The 23,619-nt window shown below is 59.8% G+C and carries 19 protein-coding genes; 11 read left to right on the top strand and 8 right to left on the bottom strand.

Annotation, left to right across the window (positions count from 1 at the left end; all coding sequences use genetic code 11):
* Positions 1 to 48 precede the first annotated feature (48 nt).
* The 8 genes from BKD70_RS21180 to BKD70_RS21145 all read left to right on the top strand — a co-directional run bounded on the left by BKD70_RS21180 (position 49) and on the right by BKD70_RS21145 (position 8,685).
* Positions 49 to 1,719, top strand: a complete 1,671-nt coding sequence (locus BKD70_RS21180; protein ID WP_047274398.1) for a DUF1302 domain-containing protein — start codon at positions 49 to 51, stop codon at positions 1,717 to 1,719.
* A gap of 73 nt (positions 1,720 to 1,792) precedes the next feature.
* Positions 1,793 to 3,004 (top strand): thiolase family protein, encoded by a 1,212-nt coding sequence (locus BKD70_RS21175; protein ID WP_047274400.1) that lies wholly within the window; start codon positions 1,793 to 1,795, stop codon positions 3,002 to 3,004.
* Positions 3,005 to 3,009: 5 nt separating this feature from the next.
* A complete protein-coding gene (locus tag BKD70_RS21170; protein ID WP_047274402.1) occupies positions 3,010 to 3,954 on the top strand; it encodes an OB-fold domain-containing protein in 945 nt (314 codons plus the stop codon).
* Between the two features lie 152 nt (positions 3,955 to 4,106).
* A complete protein-coding gene (locus BKD70_RS21165) occupies positions 4,107 to 4,997 on the top strand; it encodes a VOC family protein (protein WP_047274404.1) in 891 nt (296 codons plus the stop codon).
* A gap of 10 nt (positions 4,998 to 5,007) precedes the next feature.
* A complete protein-coding gene (locus tag BKD70_RS21160; protein WP_047274406.1) occupies positions 5,008 to 5,883 on the top strand; it encodes a CoA transferase subunit A in 876 nt (291 codons plus the stop codon).
* An 11-nt stretch (positions 5,884 to 5,894) separates the two neighbouring features.
* Complete coding sequence (locus BKD70_RS21155) at positions 5,895 to 6,692, top strand: CoA-transferase subunit beta (RefSeq protein ID WP_047274408.1); 798 nt, start codon at positions 5,895 to 5,897, stop codon at positions 6,690 to 6,692.
* Positions 6,693 to 6,709: 17 nt separating this feature from the next.
* Positions 6,710 to 7,615, top strand: coding sequence for an enoyl-CoA hydratase (locus tag BKD70_RS21150; RefSeq protein ID WP_047274410.1), 906 nt, complete (start codon positions 6,710 to 6,712; stop codon positions 7,613 to 7,615).
* On the top strand, positions 7,612 to 8,685 hold the full coding sequence (locus BKD70_RS21145; protein ID WP_047274412.1) for a nitronate monooxygenase family protein: 1,074 nt from the start codon (positions 7,612 to 7,614) through the stop codon (positions 8,683 to 8,685). The genes BKD70_RS21150 and BKD70_RS21145 overlap by 4 nt, the downstream gene beginning before the upstream one ends.
* Here BKD70_RS21145 and BKD70_RS21140 read toward each other — a convergent pair.
* From BKD70_RS21140 to BKD70_RS21120, 5 genes are all read right to left on the bottom strand, one after another.
* Positions 8,682 to 9,791 (bottom strand): Gfo/Idh/MocA family protein, encoded by a 1,110-nt coding sequence (locus BKD70_RS21140; RefSeq protein ID WP_047274414.1) that lies wholly within the window; start codon positions 9,789 to 9,791, stop codon positions 8,682 to 8,684. The two genes, BKD70_RS21145 and BKD70_RS21140, sit on opposite strands and share 4 nt — an antisense overlap.
* Positions 9,792 to 9,884: 93 nt before the next feature.
* Positions 9,885 to 10,652, bottom strand: coding sequence for an SDR family oxidoreductase (locus BKD70_RS21135; RefSeq protein WP_047274416.1), 768 nt, complete (start codon positions 10,650 to 10,652; stop codon positions 9,885 to 9,887).
* A 24-nt stretch (positions 10,653 to 10,676) separates the two neighbouring features.
* Positions 10,677 to 11,744 carry a phosphotransferase family protein gene (locus BKD70_RS21130; protein WP_047274418.1) on the bottom strand — a complete coding sequence of 356 codons (1,068 nt, stop codon included), beginning with the start codon at positions 11,742 to 11,744 and terminating at the stop codon, positions 10,677 to 10,679.
* Positions 11,745 to 11,945: 201 nt separating this feature from the next.
* Complete coding sequence (locus tag BKD70_RS21125) at positions 11,946 to 12,260, bottom strand: SCP2 sterol-binding domain-containing protein (protein WP_047274420.1); 315 nt, start codon at positions 12,258 to 12,260, stop codon at positions 11,946 to 11,948.
* Positions 12,261 to 12,315: 55 nt separating this feature from the next.
* A complete protein-coding gene (locus BKD70_RS21120; protein ID WP_047274422.1) occupies positions 12,316 to 13,029 on the bottom strand; it encodes a histidine phosphatase family protein in 714 nt (237 codons plus the stop codon).
* A gap of 206 nt (positions 13,030 to 13,235) precedes the next feature.
* Between BKD70_RS21120 and sohB the strand changes: the two genes are divergently transcribed.
* Together sohB and BKD70_RS21110 are read left to right on the top strand one after the other, a co-directional pair.
* Positions 13,236 to 14,258 (top strand): protease SohB, encoded by a 1,023-nt coding sequence (sohB, locus tag BKD70_RS21115; protein WP_047274424.1) that lies wholly within the window; start codon positions 13,236 to 13,238, stop codon positions 14,256 to 14,258.
* 162 nt (positions 14,259 to 14,420) lie between these two features.
* Positions 14,421 to 19,535, top strand: a complete 5,115-nt coding sequence (locus BKD70_RS21110) for an NEL-type E3 ubiquitin ligase domain-containing protein (RefSeq protein WP_047274426.1) — start codon at positions 14,421 to 14,423, stop codon at positions 19,533 to 19,535.
* Positions 19,536 to 19,592: 57 nt separating this feature from the next.
* Here BKD70_RS21110 and BKD70_RS21105 read toward each other — a convergent pair whose 3' ends face one another.
* Complete coding sequence (locus BKD70_RS21105) at positions 19,593 to 20,087, bottom strand: DUF934 domain-containing protein (RefSeq protein WP_047274429.1); 495 nt, start codon at positions 20,085 to 20,087, stop codon at positions 19,593 to 19,595.
* Complete coding sequence (locus tag BKD70_RS21100) at positions 20,071 to 21,729, bottom strand: nitrite/sulfite reductase (RefSeq protein ID WP_047274431.1); 1,659 nt, start codon at positions 21,727 to 21,729, stop codon at positions 20,071 to 20,073. The genes BKD70_RS21105 and BKD70_RS21100 overlap by 17 nt, the downstream gene beginning before the upstream one ends.
* A gap of 483 nt (positions 21,730 to 22,212) precedes the next feature.
* Here BKD70_RS21100 and BKD70_RS21095 point away from each other — a divergent pair, with 483 nt between their 5' ends.
* Entirely contained in the window at positions 22,213 to 23,319 is a 1,107-nt protein-coding gene (locus tag BKD70_RS21095; protein ID WP_047274433.1) for an ABC transporter substrate-binding protein, read from the top strand.
* Here the strand turns inward: BKD70_RS21095 and BKD70_RS21090 are convergent.
* Positions 23,301 to 23,513, bottom strand: coding sequence for a DUF2970 domain-containing protein (locus BKD70_RS21090; protein WP_047274435.1), 213 nt, complete (start codon positions 23,511 to 23,513; stop codon positions 23,301 to 23,303). The genes BKD70_RS21095 and BKD70_RS21090 overlap by 19 nt on opposite strands.
* Positions 23,514 to 23,619 lie beyond the last annotated feature (106 nt).

Raw genomic sequence — 23,619 nt, 5'->3', positions numbered from 1 at the left:
GCTTGAACCCATCGATGCGGCCGCGTGTCGCGAATCAGGAGAGGCAGTGTGATTAATAAAAACAACAATAAATGTCCGGGGCTGCGCCCGCACACGGTTCAGGTCACAGGCCTGGCCGCCGCCGTCGCGTTGTTCGCCAGCCCGTTGTGGGCCGGTGAGACCATCGAGTTTGACAATGGCGCGACCCTGGATTGGACGGTGACCACCAGTTATGGCATCGGCATGCGCCTGGGCGCCCCCAGCGATCGCTTGATGGGCATCAACGCGGATGACCCGAACCGCAACTTCGACCAGCACAGCCTGACCACCAACCGGATCGGCGCGCTGGGCGAGATGATCCTGCGCAAAGACAACTACGGTGCCGTGGTGCGGGCCAGTACTTTCTATGACGATGTGTACCACCGCCACAACGACAACGACTCCCCGAGTACCGTCAACAAATACGGCAGCAATGACACGTTCACCAGCGACACCCGCACTTACAGCGGCGGGCGCACGCGGCTGCTGGACGCCTACGTGTTTGGCGGCTGGCGGTTTGAGAACGACACCATGCTCGACGTCAAGGCCGGGCGGCATATCGAATCCTGGGGCGAGAGCCTGTATTACCCCGGCGTGAATGGCGTGCAGAACCCGTCCGACGCGGTCAAGGCCGCGCAACCGGGGGTGGAGGTCAAGGAAGTGCTGCTGCCGGTCGGGCAGGTGTCGGCCTCGTACCGCATCAACCCCGTGCTGACCCTCGGCGGCTATGTGCAGTACGAGTGGAAAGGCACCGAACTGCCACCGGTGGGCAGCTACCTGTCGACTTCCGACGTGATCGGGCCGGGCCGTGAGTTTTTGTACGGCGCCGGGGGCGCCAAGGTGCCTTACAACGGCACCGACGATCCGCGCGACAGTGGCCAGTGGGGCGCGCAGATCCGTTTCCGGCCGCTGCCCGAGCTGGAAATGTCGCTGTTCCATGTGGTGTACCACGATAAAAACCCGGCCACGGCGCTGATCGGCTATGACCCGCTGCCGATCAACAACGGCCAGTACGCGTACACCAGCAACGGCTACCGGATCAAATACTTTGAAGACATCAAACTGACCGGGATCAGCGCCACCACCAAAATCGGCGATACCCAGGTCGGCGCCGAGTGGTCGTACCGCGACGGCGCGCCGGTGATGGTCAACACCGGGCTGGGGCCGGTGCCGACCCGTGGCAAGGGCCAGCAACTGCAAGTGTCGGCCATGCGCATTCTCGGAGACCGGCCGTGGGCCAGCCAGACCACCCTGACCGGGGAAATCGTCACCGTGCGTGTGGATGACGTGGACGATGTGTCCGGTGCGCCGAACCTGCTGGGTTTACCGCTGGACCCGCGCTATGCCGGGGCCGTGCAGCCGTCCAATGACTACACCTACAAAACTGGTTCGGCCTGGCGCACACGCTCCTCCAGCGCATACACCGTGGGCGCCTCGTTCAGCTACCCGGGCGTGTTCAATGGTTGGGACCTGGAAGTGCCGTTCACCTACTCCGATGTGTTCAGCGGCGCGGCGCCGATGTCCGGCACCATCGCCGGGGTGGCAGGGGATCGACGCCTGAGCGCGGGCACCACGTTCAAATACTTGAGCAATCTGGAAGTGGCCTTCAAGTACATCGCGTACCTGGGTGAGCCGGACCCGATCAAGCGGCCGCTGGCCGACCGCGATTACGCGACGTTCTCGATGAAATACACGTTCTGAGCCCTTCGTCCCTGTCCTCGCTGCATCGCGCAGCGTGGGCAGGACCCAGCATTCGACATAAAGAGAGAAACCCATGGGTCTTAAAGGTCATGCGGCCATTGTCGGCAGCGCGCAGTACAAACCGGAAAAATACGCCACGGCCCCACGCATGTTCCACCTGGAGCAAGTGGCGGACCTGGCGGCCCAGGCCTTGCGGGACGCAGGGCTACAGGCCAGTGACCTCGACGGGCTGGTGATCAACGGCCCGCAGTTTCATGAGGCGTCGGTGTTCGTGCCCGCCATGGCGGCCGAATACCTGGGGCTCAAACTGAACTTCGCTGAAGTGGTGGACCTGGGCGGCTGCACCTCGGTGGGCATGGTGTGGCGCGCCGCCGCGGCCATTGAGTTGGGGCTGTGTCAGGCGGTGTTGTGCGTGCTGCCAGCGCGCATGGCGCCCATGGGGCCGGACGAAGACCCAAGCTGGATGGCCCGGGCCATGCGCTTTGGCGGCCACAGCACGGCATTTGGTGCGCCCGAAGCAGAGTTCGATTTGCCCTATGGCCACATGGGTCAAAACACCGGTTACGCCATGATCGCCCAGCGCTATGGCGCGCAATACGGGTACGACCCGCGGGCGTTGGCCAAGATCGCGGTGGACCAACGCACCAATGCGCAATACAACCCGCAGGCGATGTTTTATGGCCAGCCGCTGACCATCGAGCAGGTGCTGGCGAGCAAGAAGGTTGCCGATCCGCTGCACGTGCTGGAGATCGTCATGCCGGTGGCCGGTGGCGCCGCGATGATTATTGCCTCCAAAGAAGTCGCGGCCCGGGCTCGCAAGCGGCCCTCGTTTATCACCGGGTTCGGTGAACACTTGGCATTCAAATCGCCGTCCTACGCCCAGGACATGGTCCACACCCCGATCGGCCCGGCGTCGCAGCGGGCGTTCAACATGGCCGGACTCAAACCCGGGGACGTGGACGCCGCGCAAATCTACGACTGCTACACCATCACCGCGCTGTTGACCCTCGAAGATGCCGGTTTCTGCGGCAAGGGCGAGGGCATGAACTTTGTGCGCGAACATGATTTGACCTGGCGCGGCGACTTCCCCATGAACACCCATGGCGGCCAGTTGAGTTTCGGTCAGGCCGGGTCGGCGGGCGGCATGAGCCAGGTGATCGAGGCCGTCACGCAAATCGCCGGGGCGGCGGGCGAGCGACAACTCAAACGCTGTGACACCGTCTACGTCTCAGGCACCGGCGGTGTGATGAGCGAGCAGGGCGCGTTGATACTTCAGGGAGCATGAATCCAATGTCCAATAACAAACCAATGCCCGTGCCGACCGAAATCTCCGCGCCGTTCTGGGAAGGTCTCAAAGCCGAGCGCGTGCTGATACAACAGTGCAACCCGTGCGGCCAGTGGGTGTTTTACCCGCGTCGGCATTGCCCGGCGTGCCTGGCCCACGACCTGAGCTGGCGCGAAGTCAGCGGCGAGGCCACCCTCTACAGCTTTACCGTGACCCGCATCCCGACGTTGCCGGATTTCGCTGACGAAATGCCGCAGATGCTGGCCGTGGTCGAGCTGGATCAGGGCGTACGCATGAACACCAACCTGGTGGGGCTGGAGGCGTCTGAAGTCAGCATCGGCATGCGCCTGCAGCCGGTGTTTGCAGAAGTGGACGCCCAGGGCAATCGCCTGCTGCGCTTTACCGGCGTGGACAAGGACGCGGCCGGGCACAGGCAACGGCCTGGCGTCGAGCAGCCTGCGCCTGTTGAACCGGCCCGTGCCGCGGTGCGCCAGATCGCGCTGAGCGATGACGCGGCCTTGCAGGGCTTGGTCAGCGAAACGTTCAGCCCGTGGAGCAATCGGGTGATTGTCGATCAGGCGCTGATTGACGCCTTTGCGCAGTTGTCCGGCGATGATTACTGGATTCACACCGACCCGGAACGGGCGCGCAAACAGAGCCCGTTCGGCGGCACCATTGCCCACGGCGCGCTGGTGCAGATCCTGCAATCGCGGATGCAGCTGAATCTGGGTTACGAGATCACCGGGTTCAGCAATATGGTCAATTATGGATCGGACCGCTTGCGCTTCCCGTCGCCGGTGCCCGCCGGGGCCACCATTCATGCGCGGGCGCGGGTCAAGAAGGTGGAGAAGGTCAAAAGTGGCACCCAACTCACCCTTGAACTCAATACCCATGTACTGGGCAACGAGCGGCCTTCGGTCATCAACGAGCTGGTGATCCTGTACATGTAAACCCTTTGCACCTCGTCATTGCCCGGCGCGCAGCCTGTGTGCCGGGCAACGACGACCCCCTCGGCGCCCGTTAGTCTCAACGGACGATGATCCCCGCTCCCTTCCTTCCCATACTCCCCTCAGCCACTACAGACAGGCGTTGAGGAGCAGGCATGATCGACATTCGCGGTTTGAGCTACTTCGTTGCACAGTCCCCCGATCCCGTTGCGTGGCAGCGTTATGCCGAGGATGTGCTGGGCATGATGGTGACGCCAGCCCCCACGGGCGGGCTGTACGTGAAGATGGACGAGCGTCCGTTTCGCATGCTGATCGTGCCCGGTGACGAGGCGCGTTATGTGGCGTCCGGCTGGGAGCTGGGCAACGAAGCGGCGTTCAACGCCGCCATCGCCACCCTCAATCAGGCCGATGTCAGCTGGCGTCAGGGCAGTGCCGAGCAGTGCGAACAACGGGGCGTGCAAGCGCTGGTCCACGTCACCGACCCATCAGGCAATCGCCACGAGTTGAGCTGGGGCCATCGTTCCGATTGCCAGCCTTTTGTGTCGCCTCAAGGCGTGCCGCGCTTTATCACCGGTGACATGGGCCTGGGCCACACCGTGCTGCCCGCGCCGAACTTCGACGCGACCCTGGCCTTTGCCAAGGACGTGCTCGGGTTTGAGCTGTCGGACATCTTCAACTTCCGGCCCGACCCTTCGGCGCCGCCGATCCGGATTCACTTTCTGCATTGCAAAAACAGCCGCCATCACAGTTTGGCGCTGGCGGAGTACCCGGTGCCCTCGGGCTGTGTGCACGTCATGGTCGAGGTCGACAACATGACCGAAGTCGGCCGCGCCCACGACCGGCGCCTGGCCCATGAGGTGCCGTTGTCGGCCACGCTGGGCCAGCACCTGAATGACCGGATGACCTCTTTTTACATGAAAACCCCGTCGGGTTTTGACCTTGAGTACGGCTATGGCGGCCTGCTGGTGGACTGGCAGGCGCACAGCGCCTTCGAATTCACCCGGGTCAGCCTCTGGGGGCACGACTTTTCAGTCGGCCAGCAGTAAGGAGCGTGAGATGAACAAGCAAATGACAGCGGCCGATGTGGTCGGCCAATTACGCGATGGCATGACCATCGGCTTCGGCGGTTGGGGCCCACGGCGCAAGCCGATGGCCATCGTGCGTGAAATCCTGCGCTCGGACGTCAAGGACCTGACCGTGGTCGCCTATGGTGGCCCCGAAGTCGGGATGCTCTGCGCCGCGGGCAAGGTCAAGAAACTGGTGTTTGGCTTTGCCACCCTGGACGCCATCCCGCTGGAAGCCCACTTTCGCAAGGCGCGCGAAGCGGGCGGGTTGCAACTGATGGAACTTGACGAGGGCATGTTGCAATGGGGGCTGCGGGCAGCGGGCATGCGCCTGCCGTTCTTGCCGACCCGCTGCGGCCTGGCCACCGATGTCACGCGGCTCAACCCCGAGATCAAACAGGTGCAATCGCCCTATGACGATGGCGAAGTGATGCTGGCCATGCCCGCCCTGAACCTCGACATCGCGTTCTTGCACGTCAACGTGGCCGACCGCCTGGGCAACACCCTGGTGACCGGGCCTGACCCGTACTTCGACCACTTGTATGCGCGTGCCGCCAAACAGTGTTTTGTCTCGTGCGAACGGCTCGAAGAGCGCCTGAGCCTGGACGCGCAGCAGGCGCGGTTCAACACCTTTGAACGTTACCTGGTGACGGGTGTGGTGCACGCGCCCTTTGGTGCGCACCCGACCTCGTGCCCGTCCGATTACGGCTGGGACTTGAGTCACTTGAAGCGCTACAGCGCCAGCGCGGCCCAAGACGGTGGCTGGGCCGCCTATGTGGCCGAGTTCGTGACCCCCGGCGAAAGCGCTTATCAGGCCAGCAATGGCGGTGTCGATCGGCTGAGCGCATTGCCGCTGCCCGTGTTTTAAGGAGCATGAATATGTCTGCTGATTGCGAATTTTCCCTGGCTGAACTGCTGATTGTGGCCGCCTCTGAAGCCTGGCGTGGCAACGGCGAAGTGATTGCCTCGGGGCTCGGGGTGATCCCGCGTCTGGCGGCCAGCCTGGCCAAAATGACCCACAGCCCTGAACTGTTGATGACCGACAGTGAGGCGTTTCTGGTGGAAGAACCGATCCCGTTGGGCCCTCGCGGTGACGATGAGCCGCGCTATTCGGGTTACCTGTCATTTGAGCGGGTGTTCGAATGCGTCTGGGGCGGTCGTCGCCATGCCATGATCGGCCCGACGCAAGTGGACCGCTGGGGCCAGACCAACCTGTCGTGCATCGGTGATTACCACACACCCAAAGTGGCGATGCTGGGCGTGCGCGGCTTGCCCGGCAACAGCATCAATCACCTCAACTCGTTCTTCATCCCGGCCCACAACACCCGGGCGTTTGTCGGGGCCGAGGTGGACATGGTGTCGGGCGTGGGGTTTAACGACGCGCGTTGGGAACCGGGCATGCGCCGCGACCTGATGGATATCCGCCTGATCGTGACCGACCTGTGCGTCATGGATTTCGGTGGGCCACAGCGGGCCGCGCAGGTGCGTTCGCTGCACCCGGGCGTGCGTTTCGAACAGGTGCAAGAAAACACCGGCTTCCCGCTGCTCAAGGCGGCCGACCTGCACCCCACCGTGGCCCCGACCGCCGAGCAGTTGGCGTTGATCCGCCGGCTCGACCCCCATGACTACCGCGCTGCTGCGCTCAAGGGCAATCCGCCCGGCATCCGTCAGGCCTGACGCCAAGGATCACTCTTATGAGCATCGACAGTGAATTTGTGCAGCGCGCTGACAGCGCTGTGTATGAAACCGATGAGCCGGTGTTGTACGCGGTGGTCGAGGGCGTGGCCAGTGTGACGCTGAACCGGCCGACGGTGAACAACGCGCAGAACTCGCAAATGACCTATGCACTGGACGATGCGTTCAGGCGTGCGGTCAACGATGACGCGGTCAAAGTCATCGTGCTGCGGGCCAATGGCAAGCACTTTTCGGCCGGGCACGACATTGGCACGCCGGGGCGCGACATCAACAAGCCGTTCGAGCGTGCCCACCTGTGGTGGGATCACACCAACAAGCCCGGCGGGGAGTATTTGTATGCCCGCGAGCAGGAGGTTTACCTGGGCATGTGTCGGCGCTGGCGCGAGGTGCCCAAACCGACCATCGCCATGGTGCAGGGCGCGTGTATTGCGGGTGGGCTGATGCTGGCCTGGGTGTGCGATTTGATCGTGGCCAGTGACGATGCTTTTTTCCAGGACCCAGTGGTGCGCATGGGGATTCCGGGGGTGGAGTATTTCGCTCATCCGTACGAACTCAACCCGCGCATTGCCAAGGAATTTCTGTTCACCGGAGACCGGATGAGCGCCGAGCGTGCTTATCAAATGGGCATGGTCAATCGTCTGTTCAGCCGAGAGGATCTGGAGGCCGGGACCTACGCGCTGGCCGCAGCCATCGCCCGGCAGCCGCGCATGGGGCTGGCCCTGACCAAGCAGGCGATCAACCACGTCGAAGACTTACAGGGCAAGCGCACGGCGATGGACGCGGTGTTCGCGTGGCATCACTTCGCCCATAGCCACAACGAACTGCTGTCCGGTGACAAACTGGGCGGTTTCGATGCCAAGGCCATGGCCGACGCCAACAAGGCCGCTGCGGGGGAACGCCGATGAGTGACTACCTGAACACGGCGTTGACCCAAGCGCTGGGCTGCCGTTATCCGATTGTGCAAACCGCCATGGGCTGGGTGGCGGACGCTCATCTGGTGATCGCCAGCACCCAGGCGGGAGCCTTTGGTTTTTTGGCCGGGGCGACGATCGCTGCCGATCAACTGGAGGGCGAAATCCAACGGGTGATCGAGGCCACGGGTGGTAGCAACTTCGGTCTTAACTTTCATATGTTTCAGGACAATGCCGCGCAGTGCGTGGACCTGGCCATTGAATACCGCCTGCGTGCGGTGAGTTATGGGCGCGGGCCCGACCGGCAGACCATTGACCGTTTCAAACGCGCCGGGGTGTTGTGCATTCCCACGGTGGGCGCACTCAAGCATGCGATCAAGGCCGTGGAACTGGGCGCTGACATGGTCACCGTGCAGGGCGGCGAGGGCGGCGGCCACACCGGCGGCGTACCGAGCACCATCTTGCTGCCACAGGTGCTGGATGCGGTGCAGGTGCCGGTGATTGCCGCGGGCGGCTATTCCACCGGGCGCGGCCTGGCCAGTGCGCTGGCGTGCGGTGCGGCGGGGGTAGCCATGGGCACGCGGTTTCTCATGACCCGTGAATCCCCCACGCCGGTGGCGACCCTGGAGCGTTACCTCAAGGTCAACGACCCGCAGCAGATTCGGGTCACCACTGCCGTGGACGGCATGCGTCACCGGATGATTGAAAATGCCTTTATCAACCGCCTGGAGCGTGCCACTGCGTTTGGCCGTTTGCGCATTGCGCTGGGCAGCGCCTGGCAATGGAAGCAACAGACCGGCATGAGCGTGCGGCACATGCTCGGGGTGTTTGCCCAGTCGGTCAAAGAAGACCCCGGCGCGCTGTCGCAAACCGTGATGGCCGCCAACCAGCCGGTGCTCTTACAGCGCTCGATGGTCGACGGCGTGCCGGATGAAGGCATATTGCCCAGCGGTCAGGTGGCGGCCGCGATTGGCGAGCTGAAAAGCTGCCAGCAGGTGATTGAGGAGATGGCGCAGGAGGCTGAGCGGTGTTTGCGGGCCGTCAGCACGCCGTATACCCGTTAATCGAGGCTGACCCAGCGCTGCTCCTGTGCAGCGCGGCGGATGGCGGCGGCCAGGCGCTCCACTTGCCAGGCTTCTTCGAAATCCGGGCCGGGGGCGGGCACGCCGGCGCAGGCTTGAATCACGGCGTGGACTTCGAGGGTTTTCAGCTCGTTGTAACCCAGTTGATGCCCCGCCGCCGGGCTGAAGGCGGCATAGCCCGGCCAGTCGGGGCCGGACAGCCGGCGCTCGAAACCTGATTGTCCTTGCAGGCACACGTGCAGTTCGTTCAGGCGTTCCTGATCGAACCTGAGCGTGCCCAGGGTGCCGCTGATTTCGACGCTCAGGTGGTTTTTGTAGCCGTGTTTGAGCCAACTGCTGCTGACGCTGCCGCGGGCGCCATTGCGAAAGCGCAACAACGCGTGGGTCTGGTCGTCCACGTGGATCGGTGTGTCCCGCGGGTCGGTATGACTGGCGGGTCGCAGCGGGTGGACAGTCTGGCTGTCGGCGCACACCGCCTCGACGTCGCCCATCAGGTAGCGGGCGAGGGCCAGCACGTGACTGCCCAGATCTGCCAACGCTCCCCCGGCATGCTCGGCTTCGCAGCGCCATGACCAGGGCAAGGCCGGGTCGGCCATGAAGTCTTCGCTGAACTCCCCCGCAAAGCTGATGAGCCGCCCTAGCTCGCCTCGCGCGATCATTTCGCGTGCCTGCACCAGCACCGGATTGTGCTGGTAGTTGTAACCGACCCGCGTGACCACGCCTGCAGCCCGGGCGGCCTGACGCATGTCATCGGCCTGTTGCAGGCTGACCGCCAGGGGCTTCTCGCAGTACACGGCCTTGCCCGCCGCGATGGCGGCCATGGCCATGGGGAAATGCAGGTGGTTGGGGGTGGTGATGGCCACCAGGTCGACCTTGGGATCGCTGATTAACTGCTGCCAGTCGCTGTGGGCGCGTTCAAACCCCCAGGCCGAAGCGCACTGTTGCGCCCGTTCGGCTTCTGCATCGGCCACGGCAGCCAGGCGCAGGTGCACCGGCAGTTCGAATGCTGCGCTGACATTGCGGAACGCCAGCGCATGGGCGCGCCCCATAAAGCCGGTGCCGATCAGACCTATTCCCAGTGAACGCATGGCAACTTCCTTTGGATGTTTTATTGTAAGGAAGTACCTTTATGGAATTAAATTTCCGAAAATGCAATCGGTGGAATTAAATTATCGGATTGTTCAGGACAAGAACCCACCGTCCACATTCAACGAAACGCCCGTGGTGTAGGTGGAGGCATCGCTGGCCAGGTACAGCACGGCGCCTGCCATTTCTTCAGGATTGGCCACGCGGTTGAGCGGGATCTGTTGCAAGACGCCCTTGAGAATCGCGTCGTTCTTGACCAGCGCCGAGGCGAATTTGGTGTCCGTCAGGCCGGGCAGCAAGGCGTTGCAACGAATGCCCAACGGCGCGCATTCCTTGGCAAACACTTTGGTCATGTTGATGACCGCGGCTTTGGTCATCGAGTACACGCCCTGAAAGGCGCCCGGCGACACGCCATTGATGGAGGCGACATTGATGATGCTGCCGCCGCCGTGTTCGCGCATCAGTTTGCCGGCTTCGACCGACATGAAGAAATAGCCGCGAATGTTCACGTCGACGGTTTTCTGGAAGGCGCTCGGGTCGGTGTCCAACACATGGCAAAACTGCGGATTGGTGGCGGCGTTGTTGACCAGAATGTCGAGGCGGCCGAAATCGTCGCGGATGCGCGCGAAGGCGTGTTGTATTTGCTCCAGTTCACCGATGTGGCAGGCCATGGCGGTGGCGTTGCCCCCGGCGGCGATGATCGCGTCGGCCACAGGTTGGCAGTTCTCCCGTGTGCGGCTGGAGACGATGACATGCGCGCCCTGGCGGGCCAGCAAGTGGGCAATGGCCTCACCGATACCGCGGCTGGCGCCGGACACGAAAGCGATTTTGCCATCAAGGTCAAACAAGTGAGTGCGGGTCATGCTGAATCCTTCGTGTTCGGGGGCTTAGAGGCTGGAGCGCTCGATGACCTTGAGGCTCATGTGCTCCAGCAAGGCGTTCATGTGGACGAACTGGGCGAAGCGTTTGTCCTGCGTTTGGCCGTGGTAGAAGCGGTAGTAGATCTGCTGCACGATGCCTGCCAGACGGAATAGCCCGTAGGTGTAGTAGAAGTCGTAGTTATCGATCTGAATCCCGGCGCGTTCTGCGTAGTAATCGACGAATTCGCGGCGGGTCAACATCCCCGGCGCATGGCTCGGTTGGCGCCGCATCCGCTGCACCTCCGGCGGGTCATTGGCCTCAATCCAGTAGGCAAGGGTGTTGCCCAAGTCCATCAGCGGGTCGCCGAGGGTGGTGAGTTCCCAGTCCAGTACGCCAATGATCTGCCTGGGGTTGTGCGGGTCGAGGATGACGTTGTCGAAGCGGTAATCGTTGTGAACGATGGCAGGCGTTGGGTGATCGGGCGGCAGGTGCGCATTGAGCCACGCCTTGACGGTTTCCCAGTGCGGCGCATCCGGGGTCAGCGCCTTTTCGTAACGGTCGCACCAGCCGCTGATCTGGCGTTGCACATAACCTTCAGGCTTGCCCAGGTCGGCCAGGCCGCACGCGGTGTAATCCACCTTGTGCAGCTCGACCAGGGTGTCGATAAAGCTGCGGCACAGGGCGCCGGTGTTGTCGGCCGTGAGGTTGAGTTCCGCGGGCAATTCCGAGCGCAAGATGATCCCTTTGACCCGTTGCATGACATAGAACTCGCTGCCGATCAGCGACGGGTCGGTGCAATGGGCATAGGCCTTGGGGCAGTAGGGGAAGGCGTCCTTAAGGTGATTGAGAATGCGGTACTCACGGCCCATGTCATGGGCAGACTTGGCTTTATGGCCAAACGGTGGGCGACGCAGCACCAGTTCGTGGCCGGGGTACTCGATCAGGTACGTGAGGTTGGATGCGCCACCGGGGAACTGGCTGATGCGGGGCTCACCGCCAAGCCCCGGGATGTGGGCCTTCAGGTACGGGTCAATCTGGCTGGCGTCGAGTTCTTCGCCAGAGCGGATACGGGTAGACGAGTCGGTGAGCGCCATGGCTATCTCTTCTGCTTATTTTTGAGGCCGGACAACATTCGCTAATCTAATGGGCCGCCCCGTCGACAACAAGCCGCGGGCGGCCTTAATAGACGCGGGTGTTAATGGCCGATCAGCGTGTCTGATAGCAAGGCGCCCAATGTGAAGCGCAAAAAAAAACCGAAGCTGCGTGGGCTTCGGTTTTTTTGTCGTGCGCGAAACTTAGCTTGGGAACAGTTCGCTCAGTTTCATCGCCAGCATCATGTCGCCTTCAGCGCGCAGTTTGCCGCCCATGAACGCTTGCATGCCGTCGGTTTCACCGCTGACGATGCCTTCCAGGGTTTCGCCGTCCATCACCAGAGTGACTTGTGCGTCCGGGTTTTCGCCTTCCTTCAGTTCGCAGGTGCTGTCTTTGACGATCAGCGAAAAGTTCTTGGTGTCATCAATGCGAAAGCCGAATACCAGGTCCAGGCCGGCAGCAGCGGCTGGGTTGAATTTGGCTTTCATTGCTTGAACGGCATCAGCTACAGACGTCATGGTTCGATCCTTTTGTGGTGGGGTACGGCGACCCGTGGGTCGCGGTTGCCGGCGCTCAACGATAGGTGATGAGTGACGGCGTCTTCAACAGTTGCAAATGCAGGTGACTGTTAAAGGAAGCCAGTGTGACCTCGCGGCCTTGAAACGAGAGGCGGCTGAGCGAGGTGTTCGCAATGTGCCAGGTGAGCTTGAAGGCTTCGCTGGCGGGAATTCGGGTCAACAGGTGGAGCAGGGCGGTGATGGTGCCGCCGGAGGTGAACACGGCGATGGTGTGCTGGCTGGCCTGGGCGTGATCCAGCAACCGGTTGAGCCCGCCTTGGACGCGTTCGACAAAGGCCAGCCAGCTTTCGAGTTCAGGGGTGTCCCAGGTGCCGCTGACCCAGCGCGCCACAATCAGGTCAAATATCCGCTGGAATTCGGCCGGGTCATGGGCTGCATGGGTCAAGGCGGCCACGGCATTGGGCTCATCTGGCAACAAACCGGGCAGCAGCGCGCTGAGCACGCCGAACGCATCGAATTCATTAAAGGCCGGATCAACTTCCAGAGCGGGGGTGGCGAGCCCGGCTACGCTGAACTGCTGCAGGGCGTGGCGGGCGGTGTCTTGCTGGCGGGAAAGATCGCCGGACAGGCAACGGTCAAAGCGCAGGCCGAGGTCCACCAGATGCTGGCCGACGATTTGCGCCTGGCGCACACCCAGTGGCGACAGCACGTCGTAGTTCTCAGCGCCGAAAGAGGCTTGGCCATGTCTTATTAGATAGATGCTGCCCACGTCCGCTTTGCCCCGGTACGTTGAAAGTCAGGCGAGGTTAGGAGCAAGGCGGGGAGCTGTCAATGAAAAAACATACGCTTGTTTGAATTGCGCCCGGCACGTGTCGACGCAGCGTTTCACGGCTGGCAGCCGCCGATTGGCGCCGGTATGCTGAGCCCCATTACGCCACCCGGACGTCCGGGGTGGCCTTGTTTGAAGGAGTGTCTGTGGAATTTCTTGCCGATTACGCCAGTTTTTTGGCGAAAACAGTGACGATAGTGGTTGCGATCCTGGTGGTGCTGGTCACGCTGGCTGTCGTGCGCGGCAAAGGGCGCCGACGTTCGACGGGGCAACTGCACGTCACCAAATTGAATGACTTTTACAAAGGTTTGCGCGAGCGTCTGCAACAGTCACTGCTGACCAAGGATCAGTTGAAGACCTTGCGCAAAGACAGCAGCAAGGCTGAAAAGAAGCTGAAGAAACAGCCTGATGAGAAGCCGCGCGTGTTTGTCCTCGATTTCGATGGCGATATCAAGGCCTCTGCCACTGAAAGCCTGCGTCACGAGATCACCGCCTTGCTAACCCTGGCCACCCCGGCCGATGAAGTGGTTCTGCGACTGGAAAGCGGCGGCGGCATGGTACACAGCTATGGTCTGGCCTCGTCGCAGTTGGCGCGAATTCGTCAGGCGGGCATTCCGCTGACGGTGTGTATCGATAAAGTGGCCGCCAGTGGTGGCTACATGATGGCTTGCATTGGGGCCAAAATCATCAGCGCGCCTTTCGCCATCCTCGGTTCGATCGGTGTGGTCGCGCAGTTGCCTAACGTCAATCGACTGTTGAAAAAGCATGACATTGATTACGAAGTACTGACCGCTGGCGAGTACAAGCGCACGTTGACCGTGTTTGGCGAAAACACTGAAAAGGGGCGTGAGAAGTTTCAGCAGGACCTGGACATCACGCATCAACTGTTCAAGAACTTCGTCGCGCAATACCGCCCACAATTGGCCATCGATGAAGTTGCCACGGGCGAGGTATGGCTGGGGGTGGCGGCGGTTGAAAAACGGCTGGTGGATGAATTGAAAACCAGCGATGAGTATTTGTCGGAGCGTGCCAAGACTGCGCAGCTTTATCATCTGCACTTTGCCCAGCGTAAAAGCCTGCAAGAGCGTGTGGGGCTGGCCGCCAGTTCTTCCGTCGAGCGTGTCGTGGATTCGCTCTGGGCGCGTTTGACCCAGAACCGTTTCTGGTAACCCACCGTGGCCTGCCGTGCCTGTGGGTACAGCGGGCCGTGTCAACCTCAGTGGTCGGCGCTGAGGCGTCAGAGCCCGAGTGGGGGGCCCCTAACTATCTAACTCATGGCCGCAAAAGCCTGTGCTTAAGCTGAATGTCTTATTAGAAGACAGGCTTTGGTAATGGCAACGATCAATGGCTATACCCCTTCCAACGCAGTCAGGCAGATGACGCAAACGTCAAAACGTCTGTTGCAGGCACCCGCCGAAAATAAATACGAAACCCTTGTCTCAACCTTGTTACCCGGCTGGTTCGTCAACGCGCCGGAGTCCGTTCGCCAGTCCCTGAAAAGGAGCCTGCAGCTCAGGCATGAGACACAGCAGATAACATCCGGGATTCTGGCCGCCATCAAACCCATCGAACAATTCTGCGAACCCCTGCTGAAACTGGCGCTGTCGGTGTATGGGTGGCGTGATCTGGATGTAAAGACCCATGCGTTAAAACAAGTGCACCTGGTCAACAACTTGCTGGTTTTTATCGCGCGCCATCAGGTCAAGTTGGTCGATACGGCTGCACGATCCTTAATGCCGGACGCACTGATTCCTGAGTCGCTGGAATTGAACCTGGTGTCCAGTATTTCGCACCACAGTCTGTTGCAGGCTGCGATGCAGAACTTTGATGTGTCGGAAACACGTGCCGGTGGCTTCGATCCCGGCTCTTATATCTACGGCATTGCCAGCAATAAGTCGGAGGTGATTAACCCCGATCTGACACCGGAGAAATTTGCACAAATCAGCCGTGATCTGAATTTGGGGTTTCAATACCAACTGCATCTGGATCAGCAGTTCAGGCCTGTAGAAAACCAATGGCCCATGACGGACCCTCGCTCCAAGGCTTTTAAAAACATGCAGGCCTTTAGTGACAATGCGCGCCATGAGTTTGCCTGTGCGTTGCATATGGAGTTCATGAAGGGCCTTGTGAGCCCCGGCATCTACACCCTCATTGAGCGTTTGCTGACGGCACAGCCCTCTGTTTTCACGAGCGGGCCGGCCATGTGTGGAACCTTCCAGATACTCGATTTCGAGGTCACGGGGGTCATCATCGTGTTGCCGTTGCGCAAAGCCAGCAACGTCGTCCAGCCGTGCGTGGTGTATCTGCCCCAGGCGCCCGAACGTTGCTTCTACGAGTTTGAAACGTTTAATGCCTTCCAGATTCACTTGCGCGAATGGTTAAAAAACCCTGAATTTGCCGAGTACTTCATAAAACGCGTGCCGTTACGCCATCGTGCCGAGTTTGTGCGCCGTACGCATATCAGGCATGCCACGTGGGATTCGTTGTTGCTGCGACGCCCACCCATCATTTACGAACCGGCGTTATTTACCCACTCACACTACAACCTTAAAAGCGAAAACCCCTTTGAAGTGGCATGGCAGCAGCAACTGGCTCAAATCAAAGACGACGCCAGTGTATTGGTCGTGCCGACCGAAGACGAAGACCAGCGTGCGCGCGTCGAGCGTCAGGCCATGTATTTGAACATCGGGATCAGTTTGTTTGGGTTGGCACTGGGGTTTGTTCCGGTACTGGGTCAGGTGCTGTTGGCTGTCAGCGTCATTGAACTGGGGGAAGAAGTCTTTGCGGGCATTCAGGCGTGGGAAAGAGATGACACGTACACGGCGATCACTTACCTCTTCGATGTGGCCCAAAACGTGGCGTTACTGGCGGGAACAGCGGGGGTCGCCAAAGCCTTGCAGGCCCCTGCGCATGTAGATGCGATGGTGCCTGTCAGGATTGAACGGGGAGTCAGTAAGTTATGGAAACCTGACCTTGCCGGCTACGCAGTTAAAAAAATTTCCCTGGAGGGCATAAAAGCGGATGCGCGCGGTATTTACACGGTCAATGAACACACCTATATCAAGTTGGATGACCGGGTATATAGGGTTGCAACGGAGCCCGGCGCCGGCAGTTTCTACTTGAAACATCCTTCGGATGGGCGTGCGTATAAGGTCAAGTTACGTCATAACCATGAAGGCATCTGGACGCACGAACTGGACGATCCCTTGTATTGGGACCGCGCTCAATTATTCCGGCGCATGGGGGAGGACGCCCAAGCCTTATCGACCACCACGCTTGATAAGGTGATGACGATCTCGAATCTGTCTGATGCAACCTTAAGGCATGTGGTGCTTGAACAACTGCCAGCCCCCGCCTTGTGGGTGGACAGTCTGAAACGCGCCGCGCTGGTCGAGAAAATCGAGACCTTTGTCTCCAGAATGAAAAACGGCGCTGGCCGTCTGGCAGCGGACGCCGATCTTCAGTTGCGGCTGATTACCCAACTGCCGGGATGGCCAGCCGATCGGGTGCTGCGCGTGGTCGAAAATGATGGCGTGCTATTTCGTGAGTATGGCAATGACCTGGTCTCCCGAATCCCGAGGGTGCAAGTGACTGAAGCGCAGATTGCACACAGGGACCTGCTGAAAGTGACCCTCGACTGTTTGTCCCAGACACAGGTCACCCAGTTACTGGGACGTGAAATCGCTGGCGAACAGCAGCAGGTGCAGGCACTGGCGCAACGCTTGGGGGCCTTTGCGCAAGCCACTGAGAAAGCATTGTTCTTGAGTCTGTACAACGAAACAGAAGCGACGTCTTCCATCGGCGCCCTGATACAACAAGAATTTTCCAGCTTGCCCGCTGCCGTGGTCGAGGAGTTGGTCGAACACCTGTCACCTGAGCAGGTGGCGCTGATCCGCAGCGAAGGGCGGCTACCGCTGGTGGTGCTGGAAGAAGCGCGGCACTACGTTCAAGCCGTGCGCATTAGCCGTGCCATTGAAGGGTTGCTGTTTGACGTGCTCACAAGCGACGACAGTTTAAACGTGGCCCGCAAAATTCTGCCTTCTGTCCCGGGCTGGCCCAGGCATTTGCGCCTTGTTGTACGGGACAAAACCACCGGGCACGTGATTGAAACGTTTGGAAACCCGTTAGTCACCTCTGCACGAGAGGTGTTCAAGAGCGGTGATCACTACGAGTATTTTGGGTTTGCCGAGGGCGAAACATACACGCATACGTCGCTGCTCAGGTGCATTTTTGAAACACTTTCAAAAGAAGAGCGCACGGGATTGATGCTGCCTGCCACTGATCCCTATGGCGCGTTCACCCTCAAGGTTGCGGCGGTCGCCAACCGCCATCGTTCCCTAAGTGCCCAAGCCTTGGGCCTACACACGATAAAGCCGTGGATCAAGTCGCCTTTGCGATTGGCGGATGGCCGTCTGGGCTACCCGCTGGGCGGCCGCTCCGGGCGTTTACTGCCTCAAGAACGGCCGCAATTGCTCAAAGATCAGTTACTTGAGCTTTACCCCTCAATGAGCGAGGCTCAGGCGGGTCAGTTCATGTATCGCTTGAACCTCAGTCCCGCTCAAATTACCCGCACGCTGGTCCGTCTCAGGGGCGAGTTACAAAGCCTGCGCGTGGATCTCGACAGTTGGGTGGCGTCCGAGGTGTGGAGCGCGCCTCACAACGCGCCGCGATTCAAAGTGTCGGTTCACGTCAAGAAGTCGATGCGCCGGGCCTTGATACAGGCTTGGCGGCGCCAGACGCCGCATAACCAGATAGGGGGCCACTTGGGCTACGAGCTGGATCTGGATGCCTGGCCCGTGGATTGTCTGCCTGAGCTATCTGCGGATTTTTCTCACATCAATGCCCTGAATGTGAGCCACTCACCCTCAGGCCACTTTCCTGCGTCATTTTTGGGCAAGTTCAAACAACTGCGCGCATTGACCTTGAAGAACAGCGAATTGGTCGAGTTACCCGCTGCCATTGCAGACATGAGTGAGCTGACGGTGCTCAACCTTCAGGGCAACCACATCATGTTGAACGCGTCCGCCCATGAAACACTTGCCAGCCTGACCCGTTTAAAAGCCCTCAATCTGACCGGCAATGGTTTGGGCATGAGGTTGTCAGTCGCTCGGTTGTCCGACCTTGAACACTTGCAGCTGCGTTATACCGGCCTTGATCAATGGCCCGAAGGCATTGAAGGTCTTCAACACCTGCAAGTGGTTGATTTGCGCGATAACGCGATCAGCCATGTGCCTTCCGAGGTGCTGTCGCCAGCGCGCAATGCCGTCAACCGCGTGACGTTTTTACACGACAACCCTTTGAGCGCGGACTCTCTGCGCCGTCTCTATATTTATCGGCTGGAGCAACACATCAACTTCGGTATCTGGATCTCCCGCCAGCATGTGCCGTCCCCTCGGGGTATCCAGCGATGGGCGCAGCCGCCGAGCGATGAGCAGTTGGCGGTGTGGAATGCCTTATGGGCCGAAGACAATGGTCGTGATTTTTTTCGGATACTCGAGGATTTAAGCGCGTCCGCCCAGTTTTCCCGTAATTACGGGGATTTAAGTCAGCGCGTATGGTCATTGCTTAACGCTATGCACCAGAACATGGGGCTGCGTAGAGGGTTGTTTGATATCAGCAGCCAACCCAGAACCTGCGTCGACGGCATTGCCATGGTGTTTGCTGATCTTGAACTGCAACTGCACATCTATTTGGCTGAGCACGGCCTTAACACCGAAGAACAATTGCTGGATTTAACCCGGGGTTTGTTCCGTATTGAGTCGCTTAATCAGCATGTGGACACGATCATTGCTCAGCGTATTGCTCAAATCAGTGCTCGACCGATTAGTGCCGTGCAACGTTTGCAGCAGTTGATTGATGAGGTCAGCCCTGACTTTGCCGACCAGCCCTTGAGTGAAATGTCGGCGCAAGAGTGTCAGGGCGTAGCGTATCGGCTGGGTACGCCAGAAGCGCTGCAATTGGCCGAGATACTGAGCCCGCGCTGGCTGCAAGACCGCATTGCGCAAATTGATCCGCTGGAAGTGCAAATGTATTACCAAGTACACCTGGCACAAGACCTGGACTTGCCCGCCCGGCCACGCAGCATGGTCTTCGAAAATGTGGCGAGTGTGACATCGGCCGAGCTGGAAGAGGCCAAGGCCTATGTCATGAATAAGGAGTCCCCTGAGACCTTGAAAGCCTCGCTCATCGCCCGCGATTACTGGCAAAACTTTCTCAGGCTTAAATATCAGGAAACGTTCTTTCGCTCGGACGATGCGCAAGATGAGCGGATGGCGGCGCTTTTCGCCGCGCGCGAGGGCATGTCCAGCAGCGACTACGTTACGCAGTCACAGGAAATCGTTGGGGAGAGGGAAAGTGCACGGCTGGCGTTGGTGAAGCGATTGACCGAACAGGAGATTGCTGAAAACCCGCGGTTAATGGCGGTGTTGCACCCCCCGGAGCGGTAAGCGTTTGACGCTGGCTTCCAGGCGTTCAATGCCCGGAGCCAGCGTTTTGCTCACGGCTTAACGACGCCGGAACAGCGGTTGAGGCTCATCCGTTGACGCTTGATAGGTCACGCTGAAGTCCTTCAGGCCTTCGAGCGCTTCGTAGGGGTCTTTGTCGGCACGAATGGCAAACGCATCAAAGCCACAACGATGCAGGTAGAAAAGCTGATCGCGCAGTACATCACCAATGGCGCGCAATTCGCCTTTATAGCGGTAGCGATCACGCAGCAAGCGCGCATTCGAGTAGCTGCGGCCATCGGTGAAGGCGGGGAAATTCAGGGCAATGACCTGAAAATTGTCCACGTCTTCGCCGATTTCTTCGGCTTCTTCATCGCTGTCCAGCCATACGCCCAAACCGCCATCGCGGGCTTTAAGTGCATGAGCATGCTCGCGCCACAGGGCCAGCGGCACGATCAGATCATCGCAATTGGGGATGGCGTCGAAGCTCGCGTCCTTGGGCAGCAAGTGCCAGGTTTCATCGATCACTTCGTTGTTCTTAATGATTCGCTGCATAGACGCGCTCCTTGAAGGGATCGATGCCAATACGTTGGTAGGTGTCGATGAAGCGCTCGTCTTCGGTACGTTTTTCAACATAGACGTCGATCAGCTTTTCAATCACATCCGGCATGTCGTCCTGGGCGAACGAGGGGCCGAGGATTTTCCCCAGGCTGGCATCACGGCTGGCACTGCCGCCCAGCGAGACCTGATAGAACTCGGCGCCTTTTTTATCTACGCCCAAGATGCCGATATGACCGACGTGGTGGTGGCCACAGGCGTTCATGCAGCCGGAAATGTTCAGGTCCAGTTCACCGATGTCGAACAGATAGTCCAGGTCTTCAAAGCGGCGCTGGATGGATTCGGCAATCGGGATGGATTTGGCGTTGGCCAGCGAGCAGAAATCGCCGCCGGGGCAGCAAATCATGTCGGTCAGCAGGCCGATGTTCGGTGTGGCGAAACCGTGCTCGCGCAACTCGCCCCACATGGTGAACAACTGGCTTTCTTCGACATCGGCCAGGATGATGTTCTGTTCGTGAGAGGTGCGCAGTTGGCCGAAGCTGTAGCGGTCGGCCATGTCGGCAATCGCGTCCCACTGCTTGTCGGTCACATCACCCGGCGCGACGCCGGTGGGCTTGAGCGACAGCGTCACGGCCACATAGCCCGGCTTCTTGTGCGCCAGGGTATTGCGGGTGCGCCAGCGGGCGAAACCGGGGTGTTGTTTGTCGAGTTCAGCCAGCTCGGCGCTGAAATCGGGCAAGTCTTTGTACTCCGGATCCACGAAATGCTTGGCGATCCGTTGCACTTCGGCTTCGGTCAGGGTGGTTGACCCCCCGCGCAAGTGCACCATTTCGGCTTCAACGCGTTGCGCGAAGACTTCAGGGGTCAGCGCCTTGACCAGAATCTTAATACGCGCCTTGTACTTGTTGTCGCGGCGACCATAGCGGTTGTAAACCCGCAGGATGGACTCGAGATAGCTCAGCAAGTCTTGCCACGGCAAGAACTCATTGATGAACGCACCGACCACCGGTGTACGGCCCAAACCGCCGCCTACCAGTACACGGAAGCCCAATTCACCGGCCTCATTGAACACCGGTTCCAACCCGATATCGTGCACTTCAATGGCGGCGCGGTCAGAGGCCGAGCCATTGATGGCGATCTTGAATTTGCGCGGTAAATAGGCGAATTCCGGGTGGAACGTCGTCCACTGACGCACGATTTCACACCACGGGCGGGAGTCGATCAGTTCGTCGGCGGCAACGCCGGCAAACTGGTCGGTGGTGACGTTGCGCAGGCAGTTGCCGCTGGTCTGAATGGCGTGCATCTGCACAGTGGCCAGTTCTTCCAGAATGTCCGGCACGTCTTCCAGCGCAGGCCAGTTGAACTGCACGTTCTGGCGAGTACTGATATGGGCGTAGCCCTTGTCATAGTCGCGGGCAATCTTGGCCATCATCCGCGCCTGGCGCGAGGTCAGTTGCCCATAGGGCACGGCGACCCGCAACATGGGTGCAAAACGCTGAACATACAGGCCATTTTGCAGGCGCAGAGGGCGGAATTCTTCTTCGCTCAGCTCACCTGCCAGGTAGCGTCGGGTCTGATCACGGAACTGCTTGACGCGGTCCTCGATGATCCGCTGATCGTACTCGTCATATACGTACATATAGGTCCTGTTCTCAGGCTGCTAACAGCTTATCTGCGCGCACGGCCGCGCACTCCCCACGGAGCGAGGCACGATACCAGTTTGCAGTTATGCGCAAAAGTGATGTTTAAGCATATGGAAAGAACCAAAAAGACTATAAGAGGCTGATTCTCAATCACTTACTTGTCTTGTGGGGATTGCTGGACTTAACTGACAGGACGTCTTCTAGCATTCACCCATAACATTTCAAAAAGGCGATGCGATGAGCACTCCAGTCAAGGCACGTAAAAGTGACAGCAAGGTCGATGCGTGGGCCATTCTGTTCATGATTATTCTGGTGGTGGCAACGGCGGTGTTTTGGGTCAGCCACCAATAAGTTGTCCGCCCTGCGTATTCTCCGGTAGCCCTTGGCGCTGCTGACTGTCGCGTCATACGATGGTCACCCGCGTGTCTGATGGTATTGTGCCAGTTATTATGTGGCTCAATTTCCGGGGGCGGGTTTCAATGCGAAAGGTTTTCAACCATTGCCTGGTGTTGCTGTGCTTGCCGTTTTCGATGGCGGTGCAGGGCGCCACGGTGCTTTTCCTGAACCCCGGCTACACGGATGAGACCTTCTGGGTCAGTTATTCGACGTTCATGCAGGCGGCTGCTCGCGATTTAGGCATGCAGCTTGAGGTGCAATATTCCCAACGCTCCCCCGAGCGCGCGATCGAACAGGCGCGCACGGCCTTGCAGGGCCAGCACCGCCCTGACTATCTGATCTTCGTCAACGAACAATACATTGCCCCGCAAATTTTGCGCCTGTCTCAAGGCAGCGGCGTGAAGCTGTTCATGGTCAACAATGGCTTGACCCGTGAGCAGGCGCAGTTGATCTGTCCGGATGATGCCCAGTACGCCGGCTGGCTCGGGAGTATGGTGACCAATGATGAAGAGGGCGGTTACCTGATGCTCAAGGAGTTGATTCGTCAACGCGGGCCCATTGAGCCGGGGCACACCCTGGACCTCTTGGCCTTCTCAGGGGTAAAAAACACCCCGGCTTCACGCTGGCGCGAAAAAGGCATGAAGCGGGCCCTGAGCGAACACCCTCAGGTGCGTTTGCGGCAGATGGTCTATGGCGAATGGAACCAGCAGCGGGCGTACGAACAGGCCCGGCAGTTGTTCAAGCGTTACCCCGACACAGCGCTGGTGTGGTCGGCCAATGATGAAATGGCCTTCGGCGCCATGCGCGCGGCGCAGGAAGCCGGGTACACCCCGGGCAGCGATGTTCTGTTCAGCGCGGTCAACAGCTCCATTTCTGCCCTTGAATCGCGGATCAGCGGGCGACTCAGTGCGCTGGTGGCAGGGCATTTCACCCTCGGTGGCTGGGCGATGGTGTTGTTGAACGACGACAGCAAAGGCGTTGATTTCAAACGCTTCGGTGGGCGAGACCGGCAGGTTCCGGTGTTGCAGTTGCTCAATGCCGAACAGGCGGCCACTTTACTCAAAGTCATACGCAGCCAGGCGTTCAACCTGCGGTTCACGTCGTTCTCCGCGCAGGGCAAACCCGCGAATTATCGCTACCCGTTTACGCTCGATAGCCTGCTGCATATGCCTCAGACCCCGGCAAAGTGAAGCACCAGTTTGACGATTGCGAACAGCGTTAACGCAAATACCCCGGTAAACAGCAAGCCCAGCAGCAAGAACTGACCGGGTTTGCCGTGAGTGAAATCACGCGTTCTGTTTTTGCCACTTTGCACGCCGAACGCAGCGGCCATCACGCTGTGCAGCACTTGCCAAAAGGTGGGCGGTTTTTCGGGGCTTTCCATAAGGACCTCGCAGGCCGGAGTGGAGTGTCTCCCTAGATGATAGTCAACCCCGCAAAAGGGGTAGCCCGTTACCACCGTCAGCACTGAGGCTTTGTATCTACTGATG

The sequence above is a fragment of the Pseudomonas sp. BS-2016 genome (genome assembly GCF_001806145.1).
Lineage (GTDB): Bacteria > Pseudomonadota > Gammaproteobacteria > Pseudomonadales > Pseudomonadaceae > Aquipseudomonas > Aquipseudomonas lundensis.
Note: the sequence above shows the minus strand (reverse complement) of the source record. Positions and strands in the feature narration are given on the sequence as shown.

Coding starts and splice junctions, on each gene's coding strand:
- BKD70_RS21090 (WP_047274435.1), bottom strand. CDS start 23,513: ATGGAAAGCCCCGAAAAACCGCCCACCTTTTGGCAAGTGCTGCACAGC.
- BKD70_RS21110 (WP_047274426.1), top strand. CDS start 14,421: ATGGCAACGATCAATGGCTATACCCCTTCCAACGCAGTCAGGCAGATG.
- BKD70_RS21135 (WP_047274416.1), bottom strand. CDS start 10,652: ATGACCCGCACTCACTTGTTTGACCTTGATGGCAAAATCGCTTTCGTG.
- BKD70_RS21130 (WP_047274418.1), bottom strand. CDS start 11,744: ATGGCGCTCACCGACTCGTCTACCCGTATCCGCTCTGGCGAAGAACTC.
- BKD70_RS21170 (WP_047274402.1), top strand. CDS start 3,010: ATGTCCAATAACAAACCAATGCCCGTGCCGACCGAAATCTCCGCGCCG.
- BKD70_RS21100 (WP_047274431.1), bottom strand. CDS start 21,729: ATGTACGTATATGACGAGTACGATCAGCGGATCATCGAGGACCGCGTC.
- BKD70_RS21125 (WP_047274420.1), bottom strand. CDS start 12,260: ATGACGTCTGTAGCTGATGCCGTTCAAGCAATGAAAGCCAAATTCAAC.
- BKD70_RS21145 (WP_047274412.1), top strand. CDS start 7,612: ATGAGTGACTACCTGAACACGGCGTTGACCCAAGCGCTGGGCTGCCGT.
- BKD70_RS21160 (WP_047274406.1), top strand. CDS start 5,008: ATGAACAAGCAAATGACAGCGGCCGATGTGGTCGGCCAATTACGCGAT.
- BKD70_RS21155 (WP_047274408.1), top strand. CDS start 5,895: ATGTCTGCTGATTGCGAATTTTCCCTGGCTGAACTGCTGATTGTGGCC.
- BKD70_RS21150 (WP_047274410.1), top strand. CDS start 6,710: ATGAGCATCGACAGTGAATTTGTGCAGCGCGCTGACAGCGCTGTGTAT.
- BKD70_RS21105 (WP_047274429.1), bottom strand. CDS start 20,087: ATGCAGCGAATCATTAAGAACAACGAAGTGATCGATGAAACCTGGCAC.
- BKD70_RS21175 (WP_047274400.1), top strand. CDS start 1,793: ATGGGTCTTAAAGGTCATGCGGCCATTGTCGGCAGCGCGCAGTACAAA.
- BKD70_RS21095 (WP_047274433.1), top strand. CDS start 22,213: ATGCGAAAGGTTTTCAACCATTGCCTGGTGTTGCTGTGCTTGCCGTTT.
- BKD70_RS21140 (WP_047274414.1), bottom strand. CDS start 9,791: ATGCGTTCACTGGGAATAGGTCTGATCGGCACCGGCTTTATGGGGCGC.
- BKD70_RS21165 (WP_047274404.1), top strand. CDS start 4,107: ATGATCGACATTCGCGGTTTGAGCTACTTCGTTGCACAGTCCCCCGAT.